Origin of the sequence: Kitasatospora sp. NBC_01300 (assembly GCF_041435235.1) — a bacterium.
Taxonomy (GTDB): domain Bacteria; phylum Actinomycetota; class Actinomycetes; order Streptomycetales; family Streptomycetaceae; genus Kitasatospora.
This window is the reverse complement of sequence record NZ_CP108409.1, coordinates 824930-841967: the sequence shown is the minus strand read 5'-3', so window position 1 is coordinate 841967 and position 17038 is coordinate 824930. Positions and strand designations below refer to the sequence as shown.

13 protein-coding genes and 2 CRISPR repeat arrays are annotated in these 17038 nt (G+C 70.7%); of the genes, 8 read left to right on the top strand and 5 right to left on the bottom strand.

Translation table 11 applies throughout. The features are described from left to right. Positions 1-106: 106 nt before the first annotated feature. A complete protein-coding gene (locus tag OG556_RS37280; RefSeq protein ID WP_331745432.1) occupies positions 107-1024 on the bottom strand; it encodes an MBL fold metallo-hydrolase in 918 nt (305 codons plus the stop codon). Positions 1025-1222: 198 nt separating this feature from the next. Between OG556_RS37280 and OG556_RS37275 the strand changes: the two genes are divergently transcribed. Next, positions 1223-2116: a helix-turn-helix transcriptional regulator gene (locus tag OG556_RS37275; RefSeq protein ID WP_331744445.1), complete on the top strand. Its 894-nt coding sequence runs from the start codon at positions 1223-1225 to the stop codon at positions 2114-2116. A gap of 321 nt (positions 2117-2437) precedes the next feature. Beyond that, a CRISPR array of direct repeats spans positions 2438-3380; the repeat unit is 28 nt; unit sequence GAGCAACCCCCGCGAGCGCGGGGCCGAT. Positions 3381-3707: 327 nt separating this feature from the next. Here OG556_RS37275 and hemC (OG556_RS37270) read toward each other — a convergent pair. Beyond that, a complete protein-coding gene (gene hemC, locus OG556_RS37270) occupies positions 3708-4646 on the bottom strand; it encodes a hydroxymethylbilane synthase (RefSeq protein ID WP_331744442.1) in 939 nt (312 codons plus the stop codon). Positions 4647-4747: 101 nt separating this feature from the next. Here hemC (OG556_RS37270) and hemC (OG556_RS37265) point away from each other — a divergent pair, with 101 nt between their 5' ends. Then, positions 4748-5674, top strand: a complete 927-nt coding sequence (gene hemC / locus OG556_RS37265) for a hydroxymethylbilane synthase (RefSeq protein WP_331744439.1) — start codon at positions 4748-4750, stop codon at positions 5672-5674. Here hemC (OG556_RS37265) and OG556_RS37260 read toward each other — a convergent pair. Next, on the bottom strand, positions 5671-6642 hold the full coding sequence (locus tag OG556_RS37260; RefSeq protein ID WP_331744436.1) for a hypothetical protein: 972 nt from the start codon (positions 6640-6642) through the stop codon (positions 5671-5673). The genes hemC (OG556_RS37265) and OG556_RS37260 overlap by 4 nt on opposite strands. A gap of 34 nt (positions 6643-6676) precedes the next feature. Beyond that, a complete protein-coding gene (locus OG556_RS37255; RefSeq protein ID WP_331744433.1) occupies positions 6677-7225 on the bottom strand; it encodes an ATP-binding protein in 549 nt (182 codons plus the stop codon). Between the two features lie 221 nt (positions 7226-7446). On the opposite strand from OG556_RS37255, the gene OG556_RS37250 reads away from it, so the two are divergent. The 3 genes from OG556_RS37250 (at position 7447) to cutA (ending at position 10683) form a co-directional block, all read left to right on the top strand. After that, positions 7447-8721 (top strand): helix-turn-helix domain-containing protein, encoded by a 1275-nt coding sequence (locus OG556_RS37250; RefSeq protein ID WP_331744431.1) that lies wholly within the window; start codon positions 7447-7449, stop codon positions 8719-8721. Between the two features lie 299 nt (positions 8722-9020). Beyond that, positions 9021-9596: a hypothetical protein gene (locus tag OG556_RS37245; RefSeq protein WP_331744428.1), complete on the top strand. Its 576-nt coding sequence runs from the start codon at positions 9021-9023 to the stop codon at positions 9594-9596. Between the two features lie 201 nt (positions 9597-9797). Continuing rightward, a CRISPR array of direct repeats spans positions 9798-10070; the repeat unit is 29 nt; unit sequence GGAGCAACCCCCGCGAGCGCGGGGCCGAT. Between the two features lie 289 nt (positions 10071-10359). After that, complete coding sequence (gene cutA / locus OG556_RS37240) at positions 10360-10683, top strand: divalent-cation tolerance protein CutA (protein WP_331744426.1); 324 nt, start codon at positions 10360-10362, stop codon at positions 10681-10683. Positions 10684-10690: 7 nt separating this feature from the next. On the opposite strand, the gene OG556_RS37235 is transcribed toward cutA, so the two are convergent. Next, positions 10691-10891 (bottom strand): hypothetical protein, encoded by a 201-nt coding sequence (locus tag OG556_RS37235; RefSeq protein WP_331744424.1) that lies wholly within the window; start codon positions 10889-10891, stop codon positions 10691-10693. Positions 10892-11522: 631 nt separating this feature from the next. On the opposite strand from OG556_RS37235, the gene cas3 reads away from it, so the two are divergent. The 3 genes from cas3 (at position 11523) to casB (ending at position 17010) form a co-directional block, all read left to right on the top strand. Next, the gene (gene cas3, locus OG556_RS37230; protein ID WP_331744422.1) at positions 11523-14429 is read left to right on the top strand and encodes a CRISPR-associated helicase Cas3'; all 2907 of its coding nucleotides are present in this window, start codon (positions 11523-11525) and stop codon (positions 14427-14429) included. Positions 14430-14639: 210 nt separating this feature from the next. Continuing rightward, on the top strand, positions 14640-16358 hold the full coding sequence (casA, locus tag OG556_RS37225; protein WP_331744419.1) for a type I-E CRISPR-associated protein Cse1/CasA: 1719 nt from the start codon (positions 14640-14642) through the stop codon (positions 16356-16358). Next, on the top strand, positions 16348-17010 hold the full coding sequence (casB, locus tag OG556_RS37220) for a type I-E CRISPR-associated protein Cse2/CasB (RefSeq protein ID WP_331744416.1): 663 nt from the start codon (positions 16348-16350) through the stop codon (positions 17008-17010). Before casA ends, casB begins: the two co-directional genes overlap by 11 nt. Positions 17011-17038 lie beyond the last annotated feature (28 nt).

Sequence of the window (17038 nt, the reverse complement as noted above, 5' to 3'; positions counted from 1 at the left end):
ATGACTTCCTCTCTGGAAGGGAACGAAGGGGACATCGATCGGGGGATCTCCGGACAGGACGCCAGGGGATCAGGGCGCCGCGAGACAGGACCAGGAGATCAGGACGTCAGGAGATCCGGGAGAAACCCGCCCACTCCTTGACCGCGAACTTCGACCCGCTGCGCGCGACCTCCAGCGCCCCCCGGCCGCCGAAGTGCGCCGGGAGGACGAGCGCGTTGCTCTCGGCGGCGCGGCCGAGCAGCTTGCGCCGGGTCGCGCGGGACTCCGCCGGGTCCTCGCAGAAACAGGAATTGGTCTCCGGCTCCGCGATCTGCAACGCGGTGTGCACCAGGTCCCCGACGAACAAGGCCTGGTCGCCGCCGGACTCCAGGGTGAGCACGGACGAGCCGGGAGTGTGCCCGGGGGCGAGATCGAGCCGCAGATTCCCGTCGATCCGGTACGTCCCCTCCCACAGGTGTGCCAGCCCCGCCGCGTGGACCGGCGCGACGCTGTCCTCGAACACGTTCTGGTTCCCGCGGCCGAACACACTCTTGTGCCTGTTGGCCGGGTCCCAGAACTCGAAGTCCCGCCGGGGCATCAGATACGTGGCGTTCGGGAAGGTCGGCACCCAGTCCCGGCCGTCCAGGCGGGTGTTCCAGCCCACGTGATCGATGTGCAGATGGGTGTTGACCACGACGTCGACGTCCTCGGGCCGCACCCCGGCGGCGGCGAGGTTGTCGAGGTAGCCCGTGTCCAGGCGACTCCACACCGGTGCGTAGGGGCGGTCCTTGTGGTTGCCCGCGCCGGTGTCCACGAGGATCGTGCGCCCCTCGCTGCGCAGCAGCCAGGTCTGGATCGCCGTACGGCACTCGCCCGTCTCCGGGTCCCAGAAGTCGGGCACCAGCCAGTCGCGGTGCTCGTCCCACGAGCCGTCGGGGCTGTCCGGGAAGAACTGGCCCGGCGCCAGCCCGGCCGAGCCGTAGAACTCCTTGACGCGGGTGACGGTGACGTCGCCCAGGGTGATCTGTTCGGGGTCCTGGCCCATGCTCTGATCCATGTGCTGATCCATGCTCTGGTTCACGTTCTGATCCATGCGGTCCGTCCTCGGGTCCGGGGCGCTCGGCCGAACGGGCGGCCGACTGAGACCGATCCTGGACACCCGGACGGGCACCAACCACTCCCGGCTTGTCCTACCCCTCGCAGGGTGTGGCAGGGAGCGGGCCGCCCACCGAATACTGGGGTGATGAACGGACCAGGCCCACTCGGTGCCTTCCTCCAAGCCCGTCGGGCGCAGCTGCGGCCCGAGGACGTCGGCCTGCGCGACCTTGGACCCCGCAGACGGGTGGCCGGGCTCCGGCGCGAAGAACTGGCCCAACTCGCCGGCGTCAGCGTCTCCTACTACACCCGGCTGGAACAGGGCCTGTCCCGCGGGGCCTCCGCCGAAGTCCTCGACGCCATCGCCGGCGCCCTCCTGCTCGACACCCACGAGCGCGCCCACCTCGACCGGCTCGCCGACACCGCCCGCCACACGCCCCGGCCACGCCGTCCACGGCCCGAGAAACTCGCCGACGAAACCCGGGACCTCCTCCGCGCCGTCGACGGCGTCCCCGCGATCGTGCTCGGCCGCCGCACCGACGTCCTCGCCTGGAACACCCTCGGACACGCCCTGCTGGCCGGCCACCTCGACGTCCTCAGCCCGGACGACCCGGCCCGACGCCCGAACATGAGCCGGATGCTCTTCCTCGACCTGCACTGCCGGGAGCTGTACGCGGACTGGGGACGCAAGGCGCGCGCGGTGGTCGGCAACCTGCGCATCGCCGTCGGCAGACATCCGGAGGACGCGCTGCTCGCGGGTCTGATCGGCGAACTGACCATGAAAAGCCCGGAGTTCGTCGCCCTGTGGGCAGACCACCGCGTGGTGCCGTGCGACGCCTCGTCCTACGAGCTGCACCACCCCGTCATCGGCACGGTCACGGTGACCCAGCAGACCCTGTCCATCGCCCGCTCACCGGACCAGTCGCTCATCGTGTGCACCACCCCCGCCAACTCCCCCTCCGAGCAAGCCCTCACCCTCCTCCGCCAGGCAGCCGCCAGCCGGGCGTGGCACGCCTGGGGCGCTGGCGCTCCCCAGGCGTAGGCCGGGCAAGCGCCGCGGCCCCGGGCCTGCGGTAACGGCGCCGCCCCGGCCTCCGCTGCGCGGGGCGCAGAGGGGCTCGCGGTCTTCCCCGAAGCGTCCGTGATCTCCCAAGCCTCCAGCACCGACACGGCCAGGCAGAAGCGGGCCCGCAAGCGCTCGCGTAAGGCCGATGGCACGAGAAGCGGACCTCGAAGGCGCGCAACGACCTGAAGCCCTCCTGCGAGCGATGGCAAGAGTTCACCAACCGCCACCCTCGGCGACAGCAAGAGACATCACCGGGAGGCCGACGCCCGCACGAGGACGCCGACCGTGAACAGAGTGGAGCAATCCCCGCGAGCGCAGGGCCGATGTGCTGTCGAGGAACACCGGCGTAGGGCCTGGAGAGCAATCCCCGCGAGCGCGGGGCCGATCGAGCGGACGGGGCTCGTCCTGCAGCCCCTGCGGAGCAACCCCCGCGAGCGCGGGGCCGATGCGTCGCTGGCGTCCGTCGTGCGGTGGTCACGGGAGCAACCCCCGCGAGCGCGGGGCCGATCGCGTAGGCGAACGAAACGCCGATGCTTGCCTGGAGCAACCCCCGCGAGCGCTGGGCCGATTCGCTCCGCTCGTGCTGCCACAGGGTCTGTGGAGAGCAACCCCCGCGAGCGCGGGGCCGATTGCTCATCGAGGGCCGGGCGTGGCTCGCCCGCGGAGCAACCCCCGCGAGCGCGGGGCCGATCGGACCGCCCGCCGTAACCAGTGGGGCGACACCGAGCAACCCCCGCGAGCGCGGGGCCGATGGCGGATGCCGGTCCATCCGGATATCCGGACGCGAGCAACCCCCGCGAGCGCGGGGCCGATACCGGATGGGCTCCGCTGGGAGTCGGGATGGTGGAGCAACCCCCGCGAGCGCGGGGCCGATCCAGGTGCGTCAGCGCGTGCCAGGCCGGAGACGGAGAAACCCCCGCGAGCGCGGGGTCGATGTGGAGGGGTTGGTTGGCCCCATCCGTCCCAAAGAGCAACCCCCGCGAGCGCGGGGCCGATGAGTAACGGCGGGCCAACTTCCGGACCGAGGCGGAGCAACCCCCGCGAGCGCGGGGCCGATTCCCGGGCGGCGCGGGTGAGGTAGGCGGCGAGGGAGCAACCCCCGCGAGCGCGGGGCCGATTTCGGCGGCGTCCTGGGTGGTCCAGAGGGTGGGGAGCAACCCCCGCGAGCGCGGGGCCGATGTACGACGCCGGGTTCGGCCAGGTAGTGCATGGGAGCAACCCCCGCGAGCGCGGTGCCGATACTTCCTGACCTGCAGTGATTAGCGGGCGAGGGGCCTGATTGATTCAGTTCGATCGCTAGAGGCGCCGTCGAGCAGCCGATGCGTCGCTGCCATCTCTCCTTGCCCCAGGGCTGGTTGTCAGTGTCGTTGCCTACGCTCTCGAAGCGTACTCGCACGTGGAGGTCAAGACGATGGCTGAGGATTGTTGGCAAGGGAAGATGATGCGAAAACAGAACCGCGACAGTCGACCGGCTCGCGGTAGCCCCCTCGGGGAGCCAAGCGGCATGGTCCTGCGACGGCCTCCCGGAGGCCGCCGGGCAGGGCCCCGGCGCCTCCGAGGGGCGAGGTCAGTGGTCGATCGAGTCGATCAGCTCGCGGGCGCCGTTGCGGATCAAGGTGGCGGCGACCCCCACGCCGAGCGCTTCCGGGCTGAGCTGGCCGGCCGATTGGCGGGCTTCCAGCACGGTGGCGCCGTCCGGGGAGAAGACCATCGCGCGAAGGCCCAGGTGCCCGTCCTCGAAGGCGCGGGCGAACCCGGCGATCGGGCTGTTGCAGTGCCCGCGCAGGGCGTTGAGCAGGGCCCGCTCGGCGGTGATTTCCCGCGTCGTGGCGCGGTCGCCGAGTGGGGTGAGGAGGTCGATCAGGTCGGCGTCATCCTCGCGGCACTGCAAGCCGAGCACGGCTGCCCCCAGTGGCGGGCACATCTGCTCGACGGTCAGGACCTCGCTGACCCGGTGTTGTTCACCGATGCGCTCCAGCCCGGAGGCGGCCAGCACCAGGGCATCGACCTCCCCGGCGTCCAGGACCGCCAGCCGCAGGTTCGCCGTCCCCCTGATCGGCACCAGGTCCAGGTGGGGGTGGCTGCGGGTGAGCTGGGCGACACGCCGCACCGCCGAGGTGGCGACCCGGGTGCCGGGCGGCAGCTGGTCGAGGGTGAGGCCGCCCGGGTGGATCAGGGCGTCACAGATGTTCGCCCGCTCGGGGTGGGCCGCGAAGACGGTGCCCGGGGTGACCAGCGGGTCGCCTGCTACGTCCTTCATGCAGTGCACCGCGAGGTCGCACACCCCGCTCAGCAGGGCTTCCTCGATGTCGCAGGTGAAGGCGCCCTTGTCGTGCAGTTCGGCCTGTTCGCCGGGCTCGCGGTCGCCGGCCGCGACGAACGGCACCAGCTTGGTGGTCACGTCGGGGTGGAGTGCGGCCAGGTCGGCCCGGACGCTTGCAACCTGGGCTAGCGACATGGCCGAGGCGCGGGCGCCGATGCGGATCGTGCGGCGGGTGGACGGCATTCGATCTCTCCAATCACGACTCCGACAAACCGTCGGAAAAAGGTAGGCCCGTGTTCGAGTAGCATGCGGTCAACATCTCTTCAGGTGCCGGGAGTTCGGGAATGCGGACGCTGATTGTCGGATCGCGGGCCAGTCACCTCGCGCGAGCGCAGGTCAGGGAGTTCCTGGCGCCGTTGCGGGACCGCTTCCCCGACGTCGAGTTCCGGCACCAGGTGATCCTTGAAGGCGGTGACCGGGACCGGAAGACGGCCCTGTCGCAGGTGTCGGCCCACTCGGGCGGCTCCGCGTTCTCCACCGAGCAGGAAGCCGCGCTGGTGCGGGGCGAGGTGGACGTGATCGTCCACTCGTTGAAAGACCTGCCGACCAGCAACCCGCCCGGCCTGGTGCTGCTGCCCCCGCCTGGCCGTGAGGACGTGCGGGATGCGTTGTGCGGCTCGACGCTGGCCGACCTGCCGCAGGGTGGCCGGGTCGGCACGTCGGCGGCCCGTCGGATCGCCCAGCTGCTGCACGTCCGCCCGGACCTGGTCTTCGTGCCGATCCGCGGAAACGTGCCGCCCCGGCTGAACAAGCTCAAGACGATGAACCTCGACGGCGTCGTTCTGGCGGCGGCCGGGCTGGTGCGACTCGGCTTGGACGGCGCGATCGGCGAGTTGCTGCCGCTTGACCAGTTCCCCCCGAGCCCCGGTCAGGGGGCGCTCGGGATCCAGATCCGCGAGGACAACGAGCTGGCCCGCGAAATTCTGGCCGACACCGGCGACCTGGTAGTGGACGCGGAGGTTCGGGCCGAGCGGGCAATGCTCGGCGAACTGCACGGCGGGTGCTCGGTTCCGGTCGGCGCCTACGCGAAGGCCGCTGGCGACACGCTGTCGCTGCACGCGCAGGTCACCTCCCTGGACGGGACGAACCAGGTCGAGGCCAGCTTCTCCGGCCCCGTCTCGGAGCCGGAGAAGCTGGGCATCCAGGTGGCCGGCCTTCTCCTGGACCAGGGCGCCGAGGCGATCCTGTCGGAGATCCGCCCGGCCGCTTAGCCGGCCAGCAGCCGCGCGAGGTCAGCAGCGGCATAGGTGATGATCCGCTCGGCACCCGAGCGCTTGAGCATCATGAACAGCTCCAGCAGCGGGCGGAAGTCCCGCCGCCCGGTGCCCGGATCGAGCGGGGCGAGCCGGGTGTACTCGCCGGAGACGGAGAACGGCATCAGCGGCGCCGCGGTCTTCTGCTTGAGGGTGGTGAGCACATCCACCGAGAGCATCCCTGGTTCCAGCAGCAGCATGTCGGCCCCCTCGCCGACGAAAGCCAGACCGGTGTCCACCGCGGTTTCCGGCTGGCGCGGGCTGATCTGGAACGGTCGGTGGGCACCGGAGGCCGGGGTGGCCCGCATGGTGGCCCGGTAGCCCTCGTAGAGGGCGGAGTCGAAGATCAGATGGGGCATGGTCGCCACGTCGCGGTGGCCGTTCTCGTCCAGGGCTTGGCGCACGCAGGAGGTGGTGCCCCGGACCATCGCGGCCGGTCCCACGATGTCGGCGCCGGCCTCGGCCTGGATGACGGCCTGGGCGGCGATCATCGCTGCTGTGCGGTCCAGGTCGATCCGGCCAGCGCTGGTCAGGTGGCATTCGCCGGTGTCGGTGTGGCCGCACAGACAGTTCTCGGTCATCACCGCGATGCCCGGCTCGGCGTCCTTTGCGGCTTGGATGGCCCGCACCATCAGGCTGTCGGGTGCGACGGCGCCGGACGCCTCGGCGTCGCGATGCAGGCTGTTGGCGAACACCTTCACCGAGCGGACGCCCAGGGAGGCCAGGTCACGCACCGTCTGCGGGATCTCGGCGACCGTGACGGTCGGCATCGGCCGGTCGGCGTCCTCGCTGTCCTCGCGGACCAGTAGGACCATCGACAGGTCGGCCGCCGTGAGCGAGGGGCCCTCCAGGAAGCTGCGGACGGCCGCCCGGCCGTGCAACCGGGCGGGGTCCGTGATCGCTGTGCTGTGCTGGGTGGTGGTCATGTCGTCCTCTCGATCATGGCTGTGGGCAAGGGCGTCAGCGGGTGCCGGTGCCGGTGCCGGTGCCGGTGCCGGTGGCGGCCAGGGCGGGCGGGTGAATCGGCGGGCGGCGGTGGCCCGATAGGCGGCGGGCCACTGCGCGGGCCGCCCTGCGGGGGTGGACGAGGAGCTGGCGGCGGGTGAGCGGCTGCTCGGGCAGGGCCACCTCGGCCCAGACCTTCTTGCCGCGTACGGTGTGTTCGGCCCCGTGGGCGAGGGCCAGGCGCTCGACCAGGAAGATGCCCCGGCCGGCCTCTGCGTCCGGGCCCGAGACCTGGTGGCGGGGCAGGGCCCGCGAGCCGTCGTAGACCTCGATGATCAGGCGGCGCAGGTCGAGGTTGGCGTGCACCCCGACGGTGAGCATCGCTCCGCTGGTGTGCCGCACCGCGTTGGTGACGAGTTCCGAGATCACGGTGTCCAGGGCCAGGCGGCTGTCGTTGTCCGTGCGGACCCCCCACTGTTTGATCAGCCGGCCGAGCCGCTGGCGGCTCATGGGGACGGAGACGGGATCGCGGACCAGGAAGAAGCTGCTGTTGCACACGCGCATGTCGAAGGAACCCTTCGGGGCGTCAGGCCGGAGCTGGGGGCTTGGGGGTGCCGTGCGGAGGGAAGGGCCTGATCTCGCCCGATCTCTACTCGGCTGGTACACAGTCAACTACAGTCCGTAGTGGTGCCGGTGGTGCCAGCAGGGGGTGCATTTCTCGCACGGGGGGCCGCTTTGGGGGGCCAGGATTGGGCACCAGTCAGTCAAAGGCTTGGGGGACGGGCATGATGGCACCAGACGGCATCGGCGCCGTGCTGAGGCGGATCCGGGAGACCGCCGAACTCACCCGCGACGAGCAGGCCCTGCTCTTACAGGACGCTCAAGGCGGCACGTGGTTCGACCCGGAGAACCTGAAGCGCTGGGAGACCGAGCGACGTCTGCCCACCCCGAGGTGGCACCAACTGCTGGCCGACGGGTACGGGCTCTCGGTGGAGGAGGTCACCCGAGCAGTGGCCACCTCGCGGCGCTGGCGCAGGCTCCACCAGCAGCCGGTCGAAGACGAAGGAGAGGAGGGTACGGCGGTGAATCGACGACAGTTTCTCGGCGCGGCGGCACTGGCGACAGGTGTCGCCGCGCTGCCCGGCATCGCGGAGGCGCGAGAGGGGATCGACGCCGGACTGTCCGGCTCCGACGCTGGCGACCTCGCCTACCTCGACGGGGCGTTCGAACGCCACCGCGGCGGCTACCACGGTCGGGCGCCCGGGGCCGTGCTGACACAGATGCGCCAGGACCTCGGTCTCCTGCAAGACGTCCTCAGCCGCCCGCACCCCGCCGGCACCCGTACCGACCTGGCCCGCACCGCGGCTGGGATCACCGGACTGGTTGCGATCATCCAGCACGACCGGGGTGACCAGCGCGACTCCCACGGCTGGTTCGCCACCGCCGAGAAGGCCGCCCGCGAGTCCGGTGATCGGCACATGCTGGCCTGGGTCCTGGCCCGGCACGCGATGGTCCCGCTGAACTACGGCGCCCCGAACGCTGCCGCGAACCTGGCTATCTGCGCTCGTCGCGAGGCAGGCCGAACCCCCACGGCCGCCGCAGCTCTGGCCGCCGCCGTCACCGCGCGCGCCCTGGCCTCCATCGGTGACCACCGAGGGGCCCTTCGCGCGGTCGCGGACGCCCGTAACATCGCCGAACACCTAAACTCCGCGCAGGCCGCCGACACCTGGTTCGGCTACCCGCTCCAGAAGCACCACGTCCACCTGTCCCAGGCGTTCACGCTGATGGGCCGCACCCGCGAGGCGAACGCCGAACAGGAGGCAGCCCTCGCCCTCACCAAATCGCCGTCCGTCATGACCCGGGCCCTGCTGACCATGGACGCCGCGACCTGCCTGAGCATGGACGGCGACCCGGCCGCCGCCGCTGACATGGCCGTTGGGGTCTGGCAGCAGCTGCCAGCAGCGTTCCGGGACGGGCTGGTCCGGTCCCGCGCCGAGGCCCTTCACCGCACCCTCGCCGGCCTCGCCCACGACCGACTCGGCGAAGCTCTCGCCAGCTGACCGACCCGGATCCGGTGGGGGCGGGCGCCGGAGGAGCCCCCACCGGGGCTCCCGCGCGGCCGGAAGCCCAACACCTCCGATGGAAGGACACTCGCGCCACCGTTCGGCCAGACGCAGCGAAACGGGCGCGGCACCGCCGCATCGGCCGAAGGCCGATGCACCACCTGCGGCGGGCAGCTGAGAGGACGCCAGCCGCATACCGTGTGAGAGATGCTGGCCGCCCCCAAGAACAGCCGCTCCGCATCCCCCGATTCGCGGGTCTCAGCCCAACCGCTCTCCAGCCGGGTCATCATGACTGCATGCAAGTTGAAGCGATATCAGCGCTTGCAGCATCAGGGGCCGCGATCCTCGGGGTGCCCGCTGCCTTGATCGTCGGCCTGCGGCAGACTCGCGCTGCCCAGCGGACTGCCGAGGTCGCCTCGCAGGCGGCCCACGATGAATGGCGCGGCAACACGCGACGAGAAGCCGCGATCACGTTCGTCCTTGCGGGGGAACAGCAGCTGGAGACGATCAGGGTTCTTAAGATCGCTGAGAAGACATTTGATTTGGACGAGGTCGCGCAAATGTGGCGGGAGCTGCTGAATGCTCTGGCTCTGGTGCGGATCGAGGGTCCGGAACCGTTCTCAGCGAAGGCTTCCCAAGCCTGGAAGACCTTGAACTCGGTCACGCTCGACGTGGTTAGCGCCCATAGGCGTCTAACTCCCGTGCTGTTATTGCGATCTGCGGCTGCCCAGGGAGACCAAGCCGCGAAGATGGTCCTGAAAGAAATCAACCGCCCTCGGGAAAATCCCGTGCCCGCAGCAGTCTGGGCGGCACTGAGGGAGAGTCAGCTGTTCTCTCCTAAAGAGAACCTCAGTGCTGGCTCGGCGTGCTAGGTGGGACGGCCCTGGACCGCGGCCGGTGGTCTCCTTTGGCGACTCGTACGCCCAGTTCCGCAGGGAACTTGTTGAATTCAGCGACTCAATTCACGAACAGTTTGACGCGCCCACGCCTATTTTGTCGTCTCGTTGGGCCAGCATCATCCGGCGAAGGAGTGAGCACGGCGAACTGCTGTGGTCGTCTGAGTGGGAGGTCGCGGAGCAACCCCCGCGAGCGCGGGGCCGATGGATGCACCGTCGCCCTGCGCCACTACGCCCAGGAGCAACCCCCGCGAGCGCGGGGCCGATATCTCGGTGCCGTGCGCCCGGATGTAGTCCTTGGAGCAACCCCCGCGAGCGCGGGGCCGATCGCCGTCGCACAGGTACAGCGCCGCCGCCATCGGAGCAACCCCCGCGAGCGCGGGGCCGATCCGCCGCCGGACGACATCCCGGCGGAGTTGGAGGAGCAACCCCCGCGAGCGCGGGGCCGATACTTCCTGACCTGCGGTGATTAGCGGTCGAGGGGCCTGGTTGATTCAGTTCGATTGATAGAGGCCTAGTCGAACAGTCGATGCGTTGTTGCCATCTCTCGTTGCCCCAGTGCTGGTTGTCAATGCTGTGGCCTACCTCTCGAAGCGTACTCTCACGTGGAGGTTGAGAGCATGGTTGATGACCCGTTGGCAGTGGTATCCGCCCGAGGTCAGGAGCTGGTTGGGCGCGTTGTGAGGTAAGTTCGCCGGCCAGAGTGAGGGCGGCGGTCGATGCCGGGTACCGTCACGGTATGACGACCAGTGGCTTCGTTGTGGTGACGACGACCCATGACGACGAGACGAAGGCCCGTGAGCTCGCCTCGGCGGTGATCCGTGACCGCCTGGCCGCGTGTGCGCAGGTCTACCGCATCCAGTCCGTCTACTGGTGGGACGGCGCGGTGCAGGACTCCGCCGAGTGGCGGATCGACTTCAAGTCCCGGGCGAACCTGGCTGATCGGCTGTGCGCGCGCATCGTTGAGCTGCACTCCTACGACACACCGGAGGTCGTCGGGGTGCCGGTGATCACTGGATCGGCGGCCTACCTGGACTGGGTCGCCGCAGAGACGCGAAGCTGATCGGCAGTTACTCCAAGAAGGCCCGGATCTCGTCTCGAAAGGCCTGGGCCGCAGACGATGCCGGGAGCTGGTCGGCCAGTGCGGACAGCCGTACTCGACCCATGGTCGTCTCGGCTTCGAGCGCGGCGGCGAGGGCCCGACGGCCGACCTCGACGGCCTGGTCGACGGCACCCGCCGTGAGGTAGTCGGCCGCTACGTCTCCGAGCACTGCGACCCTGATCTTCCGATCGTCCTCGCCAGCGCGCTTGGCGGCCGAGCCCCGTCGGGGAGCAATCCCCGTCGCGAGCGCGGGGCCGACAGGACAAGCAGGTCGAGGCCCACCAGGACCGGGAGCAATCCCCGCGAGCGCGGGGCCGATACTCTCTTGACCTGCCTAAGCAGGTTCTCTATGGAGCAACCCCCGCGAGCGCGGGGCCGATGAGGCCTCCGCGACCCACGCCGCGACCGCACAGGAGCAACCCCCGCGAGCGCGGGGCGATTCCTCGTAGGCCTCGTGGACCTGAGTGTCCATCGAGCAACCCCCGCGAGCGCGGGGCCGAGGGACCACTGCCCGCCCCAGCCGCGGGCGGTCAGGAGCAATCCCCGCGAGCGCGGGGCCGAGCAGGTCAGGGCGACCCGCTCGGGGCCGCCGGTCACCGACACCGAGCAATCCCCGCGAGCGCGGGGCCGAGGCTTTCTGACCTGCGGTGATCAGCGGCCGAGGGGCCTGATTGATTCAGTTCGATCGGATGACAGCCCGACGGAGAGCTTATGTATGACCGTCATATTTCTTTGCTCCGAGGCCAGTTGTCAGTGCGGTGTCCTACGCTCTCGAAGCGTACCTGCACGTGGAGGTTGAGATGATGGTTGAGGATCGTTGGCAGTCGTACCCGCCCGAGGTCAGGGGCTGGCTGGGTGCGCTGTGGGGTAAGTCCGCTGGGCGGGCCGGGGGGACGGCCAACCTTCTGCTGTCGCACATGCTGGACACTGCGGCGGTGGCAGAGATCGTCTGGGACCGCTACCTGCCGCCGGTGACGCGGTGGCGTCTGGATGCTCTGGCGGGGGGAGTGGGTAAGGGGCGGCGCCTGTTCGCCTGGTTGTGCGGGATTCATGACTGCGGCAAGGCCACCCCGGCGTTTCAGCATCTCGACGCCGCCGGCGAGGCCGCGGTCCGTCAAGCGGGGCTCACCTGGGACAAGTACGCCGTGAAGGGCTCGTCTTGGCGGCATGACAAAGCCGGTGGCCGGGTGCTGAGGGCGCTGCTCACTGACGCGAAGTGGTCGCAGGAACAGGTCGGTTGGGTCTGGCCGCTGGTCGCCGGCCACCACGGGCTGATCCCGACGCTGGGGCAGCTGAGTCCGCCGAAGAAGAACGAAAAGCTGCAGGGCGGTAGCCGGTCTTGGAAGCTCGCGCAGTCGGCGTTGGTGGAGGTTTTCTCGCGGGAGCTCGGCTATGAGGGGGAGTCGCCGCTGGCCGCGGTGGAGCCGGTGCTGGTGCCGAGCCGTGCGGCGCAGCTTCAGCTGTCCGGCTTCGTGGTGATGGCGGACTGGATCGCCAGCGACGAGCGGCACTTCACGGGTGTGTCCGACCTGGCGAAGGTGTCGATGCCTCAGGCGCGGCAGCGGGCTGCGGCGGCGTGGTCGAGGCTCGAACTGCGCGGTGGATGGGGAGTGTTGGCGGTGCCCGGTCCGGAGACGTTCCGGGACCGGTTCGGCCACGGGACCAGGCCTTCGCAGGAGTTGGTCCTCGACGTGGTGCGCCGGATGGGCGGGCCCGGGCTGGTGATCGTCGAGGCGCCGATGGGGGAGGGGAAGACGAAGGCGGCGCTGGCGGCGGCCGAGCTGATGGCAGCGCGTCACGGTGCGGACGGGGCGTTCCTGGGCATGCCGACCCAGGCGACGGCGGACCCGATGTTCACCCAGGTCAGGTCGTGGCTGCGCGAGGTCGGCGATGGGCTGGAGGGCCAGGTCGCGCTGCTGCACGGCAAGCGGATGTTCAACAAGGAGTGGCGCGGCCTGCTGGAGGGCGCGGGGGAGTGGGGGCAGGACGCCGACGACCGCTTCTCGTCAGTGGGGGAAGACGAGTTCGGCATGCAGACCGACTGCTTCGACGGTTGCGCGGACGGGGAGCGCAGAGCCCCCGCCGAGTGGTTTCTCGGCCGTCGCCGAGGGTTGCTGAGCCCGTTCGCGGTCGGCACCATCGATCAGCTCCTGTACGCCGCGACCCGTACCAAGCACGTGATGCTGCGGATGGCCGGGCTGGTGGGCAAGGTCGTGATCCTCGACGAGGTCCACGCCGCCGATGTCTACATGTCGCAGTTCCTGCTGGAGGGCCTGTGGTGGCTCGGGCAGGCCGGTGTGCCGGTGGTGCTGCTCTCGGCGACGCTGCCGCCGGAGCAGCGGCGCCGCTTGGTCGCGGCCTATCTGGCCGGTACGCGGTCGGCGGAGGCCTCGGCGGCGCTGGAGCTTCCCGAGCCGGAGGGCTATCCGAGCGTCACGGCGGCCTGGGCGGGGCCGGACGGGCGGCCGGAATTGTTGGTGGAGAGCACCGCATCCTGGCGTGAGGACCTTCAGGTGCGGGTCGAGGTGCTCGACGAGCCTCCGACGCGGGCCGACGCCCAAGTCGCGCAGGATGACGCCGTGGTCGACTATCTGAGGGAGCGGCTGGTCGACGGCGGGTGCGTCCTGGTCATCCGGAACACCGTGGCCCGCGCCCAGTCGACGTTCGAGGCCCTCCAGAAGGAGTTCGGCGCCGATGTCCGGCTCCTGCACGGGCGCCTGCACGCCGGCCACCGGGCGGACCGTACGCAGGAGGTGCTGAAGCTCCTCGGACCGCCGACCGAGGGGTCCGGGCGTCCCGGCAGGCTGATCGTCGTCGCGACCCAGCTCGCCGAGCAGTCCTTCGACGTCGACGCCGATCTGTTGATCACCGACCTCGCTCCGATGGACCTGCTCCTCCAGCGCATCGGACGCCTCCACCGCCACGGCGGTGTGCAGCGTCCCCGCCGGCTGTCCCGGCCCACCGTGGCCATCACCGGCGTGCACCTCGACGTTGACGGCGCGCCTCAGATCCTGCGCGACTCCGAAGGGATCTACGGCCGCTACCTCCTGCTGCGCACGGCCGCCGAGGTCGAGCGGACGGCGAAGGCCGACGCAGGCGCGTGGAGCATCCCCGGCCAGGTGCCGGAGCTGGTCGCCCGGGTCTACGGCACCGATCCCGTCGTGCCGGTGGAGTGGGGCGGGGCCGAGGCGCAGGCGCGGCAGGACTGGGAGAAGCGGCAGGCCAAACGCCGCGAAGAGGCCGCCCAGTACGTCCTGACCCGCTCCGGGGAACACGGATCGCAGACTCTGGCCGGTCTGCACTACGGCGCCCACGGCACGCTGGCAGAGGGACAGTTCGAGGCACTCGTCCGGGACGGGGACCGGAGCGTGGAGGTCGTGCTGGTGCGCCGCACCGGGGAGGACTTCCACGCGATGACAGGACGCAAGCTCGGCCCCAACGGGACGGTCGCGGCCGAGATGGTGGACGACGTGCTCTCCGGGACGGTGCGCCTGCCCACCAAACTGACAAACGTGGCCGAGCAGGCGCTCGGTCCGCTGTCGGGCTGGCGCGACCATCCATGGCTGCGATACAGCCTGGCCCTCGAACTCGACGAGCACGGTGCCGCAGCCCTCGGTGACTTCCGGCTGCGCTACGACGACCTGCTCGGCCTCGTGGTGAGCGGAGGGCCCCAGCGCGCCCCAGTAGCGATAAAGGTGAGGGGGTGAGTCGGACAGAAGTCGACCCACCCCCTCAACCCCGCGACCGCGGGGCCGACTTGCGGCCTGCCTGGGCCGAAAAACACGGCCACGGGCCATCCCCGCGCACCCAAGCAGGCGGGGCCGGGGGCAATTCAAGCATTCACCCCACAACAGGCATCCGCCGGTGCCACGATGAACCAGCAACAAGCTAAACATGGCTAGTTGGGAGATCAGCGCGTGCCTGGGTACAACCTTGTCGACGAACCGTGGCTGACGGTACGACCCGTCGGTGGCGGGCCTCCCGTGCAGGTGGGGATCGCCGAGGCCCTGGCCCGGGCCCACGAGTTCGAGGGCCTCGTCGTCGAGTTCTCCACGCAGCTCCCGGCCGTCCTGCGTCAGGTCCTGCTGCCCGTCGTCGCCGACGCCACCAGCGCGCCCCAGAACCCCGGGGAGAAGGGCGAGCGGCTCACCCGGGAGGGCGGCGGGTTCACGGAGGACGAGCTGGGCAGCCTGGAGACCTACCTCGCCGATCACCGGGCGAAGTTCGAGCTCTTCGACTCCGCCGCCCCGTTCGGGCAGGTCGCCGGGCTGCGTACCGCCAAGGACGAGACGAAGGGCTCCGCCGCCCTGGTGGCGACCGCGGCGAGCGGCAACAACGTCCCGCTGTTCGGCACCCGTACCGACGCGGATCCGCTCGACCTGACGCCGGCCCAGGCCGCCCACTGGCTCGTGCACGCCCACTGCTGGGACACCGCGGCGATCAAGACCGGCGTCGTCGGCGACGACCAGGTCAAGGCGGGCAAGACGACCGGGAACCCCACCGGCCCGCTCGGCCAGCTAGGCGTCATCGTCCCCACCGGGTGCACCCTGTACGAGACCCTCCTGCTGAACCTTCCGCTCACCCCGCCCGTCAACCTCGGCCTCCCGCAGTGGAAACGCGGCCCGCACGGCCCCGCCTGGCAGCCCCGCGCTGCCGAAGGCCTCCTCGACCTGTGGACCTGGCAGGCCCGGCGGATCCGTCTCATCCCGCACCAGGACGAGTCCGGGCAGCTGAAGGTGGCCCGGGTCGTCATCAGCGCGGGGGACCGGCTGATGCCCATGCCCGAGCAGGAGCCGCATACCGCCTGGACCTTCACCGCCCCCGCCAAGAAGTCCGCCTCCGCCCTGCCCGAGCGCAGGCCGCGCCGCCACACCCAGGGCAAGGCCGCCTGGCGCGGCCTGGAGGCCCTTCTCACGCCCACCCGGCAGGGCCCCGACGGCGGCTTCGAGACCAGCATCCTGCTCGACCAGATCAGCGCCCTGCAAGAAGACGGCCTACTCCCCGCCGACTACCCGCTGCAGGTCGAGACCTTCGGCATGGTCTACGGCACCCAGTCCGCGATCGTCGAGGACGTCATCCACGACGCCATCCCCCTGCCGCTGCTCGCCCTCCAGCAGGACAGCGAAGCCCAACTGCTGCTCCTGGACGTCGCCGAGCAGGCGGAACGGCTCGCCCAGGCCGTCAGCAACCTCTCCGCCGACCTGCGCCGGGCCGCCGGAACGGACCCCATTCCCTGGGACAAGGGCCAGCGACCGGGCGAACTCCTCCTGCACACCCTCGACCCCCTGGTGCGTCGCCTGCTCGCCGGCGTTCGCACCGCCGGCGCAGACGACGAGGCCCTGGAGCGGGGCCGGCTCGCATGGGAACAACTCGCCCACCGCCAGGCGTGGGACGCGGCGAACACGCTCCTGCTGGCCGCACCCGCCACGACCTTCGGCGGCCGCACGATCAGCCAGGGCGGCAAGGCGGGCAAGACGCAGACCTACAGGCTCGGCACCGCGGGCGCCAACTTCCGGAGCCGGCTCGACGAGATCCTTCCCCGGTACGCCGACGCCGTACGGGAAGCGGCCGCCGCCCGGGCGGCCGAGACCGGCCCCGCCCTCGACCACGACCCCGGAGCGGACTTTGACGACTGAGCACACCGGCGCCGCCGCTGAGCACACCACCCCCGCTGAGCACACCGGCGCTGCCGAGCGCACCACCGCCGCCGCCCGACGGCGCCGGTACTGGGACGAGTTCACCGGCCCCGACCACAACTGGCGGTACGACCCCCGCACCAAGCAACCACGCCGGCCGCCCGGCGAGGACCTGGCGGCCCTGCGCTCCGGCCTCGGGCGCCCCGTCATGGACAGCCCCAAGATGTGGCCGCTCTACAGCTGCGAGGTCAACGACGTCCTCGCGCTGCGCGACGAGGTCTCCGACGAGCAGAAGGCCGAGCACGCCGCGCTGGCCCTCTACGGCCTCCACCAGCAGAGCCAGTCCAAGCCGATGCACCGCCGTGGCGTCAAGCTCGGGGAGGCGCTGCGAGTGCTGCGCCGGAGCGGCAAGGTCAGCGAGGAGGCGCTCGACACCCGGGTCGCCCAACTCGCGGGCGCCACCAGCGTGTCCGCGCTGCTGGTCCACCTGCGGGGGCTGGTCACCCAACTGCGTTCCATCACGCAGCCGTTGGACTACGGCCACCTGATGGCCGACATCCAGGCCTGGCACAGCACCGACCGGCGCCCGCAGGTCCGCCTCAAGTGGGCGATCGGCTACCAGGCGTGGAAGGACAAGACGCCCACCGACTGAGTGCCCGACACATCCGGACCACCACCCC

What these genes read in the sequence shown, in the direction of transcription:
- OG556_RS37280 (WP_331745432.1), bottom strand. Translation starts at nt 1,024, where the DNA reads ATGGGCCAGGACCCCGAACAGATCACCCTGGGCGACGTCACCGTCACC.
- OG556_RS37255 (WP_331744433.1), bottom strand. Translation starts at nt 7,225, where the DNA reads ATGCGCGTGTGCAACAGCAGCTTCTTCCTGGTCCGCGATCCCGTCTCC.
- cas3 (WP_331744422.1), top strand. Translation starts at nt 11,523, where the DNA reads ATGATGGTTGAGGATCGTTGGCAGTCGTACCCGCCCGAGGTCAGGGGC.
- OG556_RS37260 (WP_331744436.1), bottom strand. Translation starts at nt 6,642, where the DNA reads ATGACCACCACCCAGCACAGCACAGCGATCACGGACCCCGCCCGGTTG.
- hemC (WP_331744442.1), bottom strand. Translation starts at nt 4,646, where the DNA reads ATGCCGTCCACCCGCCGCACGATCCGCATCGGCGCCCGCGCCTCGGCC.
- OG556_RS37250 (WP_331744431.1), top strand. Translation starts at nt 7,447, where the DNA reads ATGATGGCACCAGACGGCATCGGCGCCGTGCTGAGGCGGATCCGGGAG.
- OG556_RS37245 (WP_331744428.1), top strand. Translation starts at nt 9,021, where the DNA reads ATGCAAGTTGAAGCGATATCAGCGCTTGCAGCATCAGGGGCCGCGATC.
- OG556_RS37275 (WP_331744445.1), top strand. Translation starts at nt 1,223, where the DNA reads ATGAACGGACCAGGCCCACTCGGTGCCTTCCTCCAAGCCCGTCGGGCG.
- hemC (WP_331744439.1), top strand. Translation starts at nt 4,748, where the DNA reads ATGCGGACGCTGATTGTCGGATCGCGGGCCAGTCACCTCGCGCGAGCG.
- cutA (WP_331744426.1), top strand. Translation starts at nt 10,360, where the DNA reads ATGACGACCAGTGGCTTCGTTGTGGTGACGACGACCCATGACGACGAG.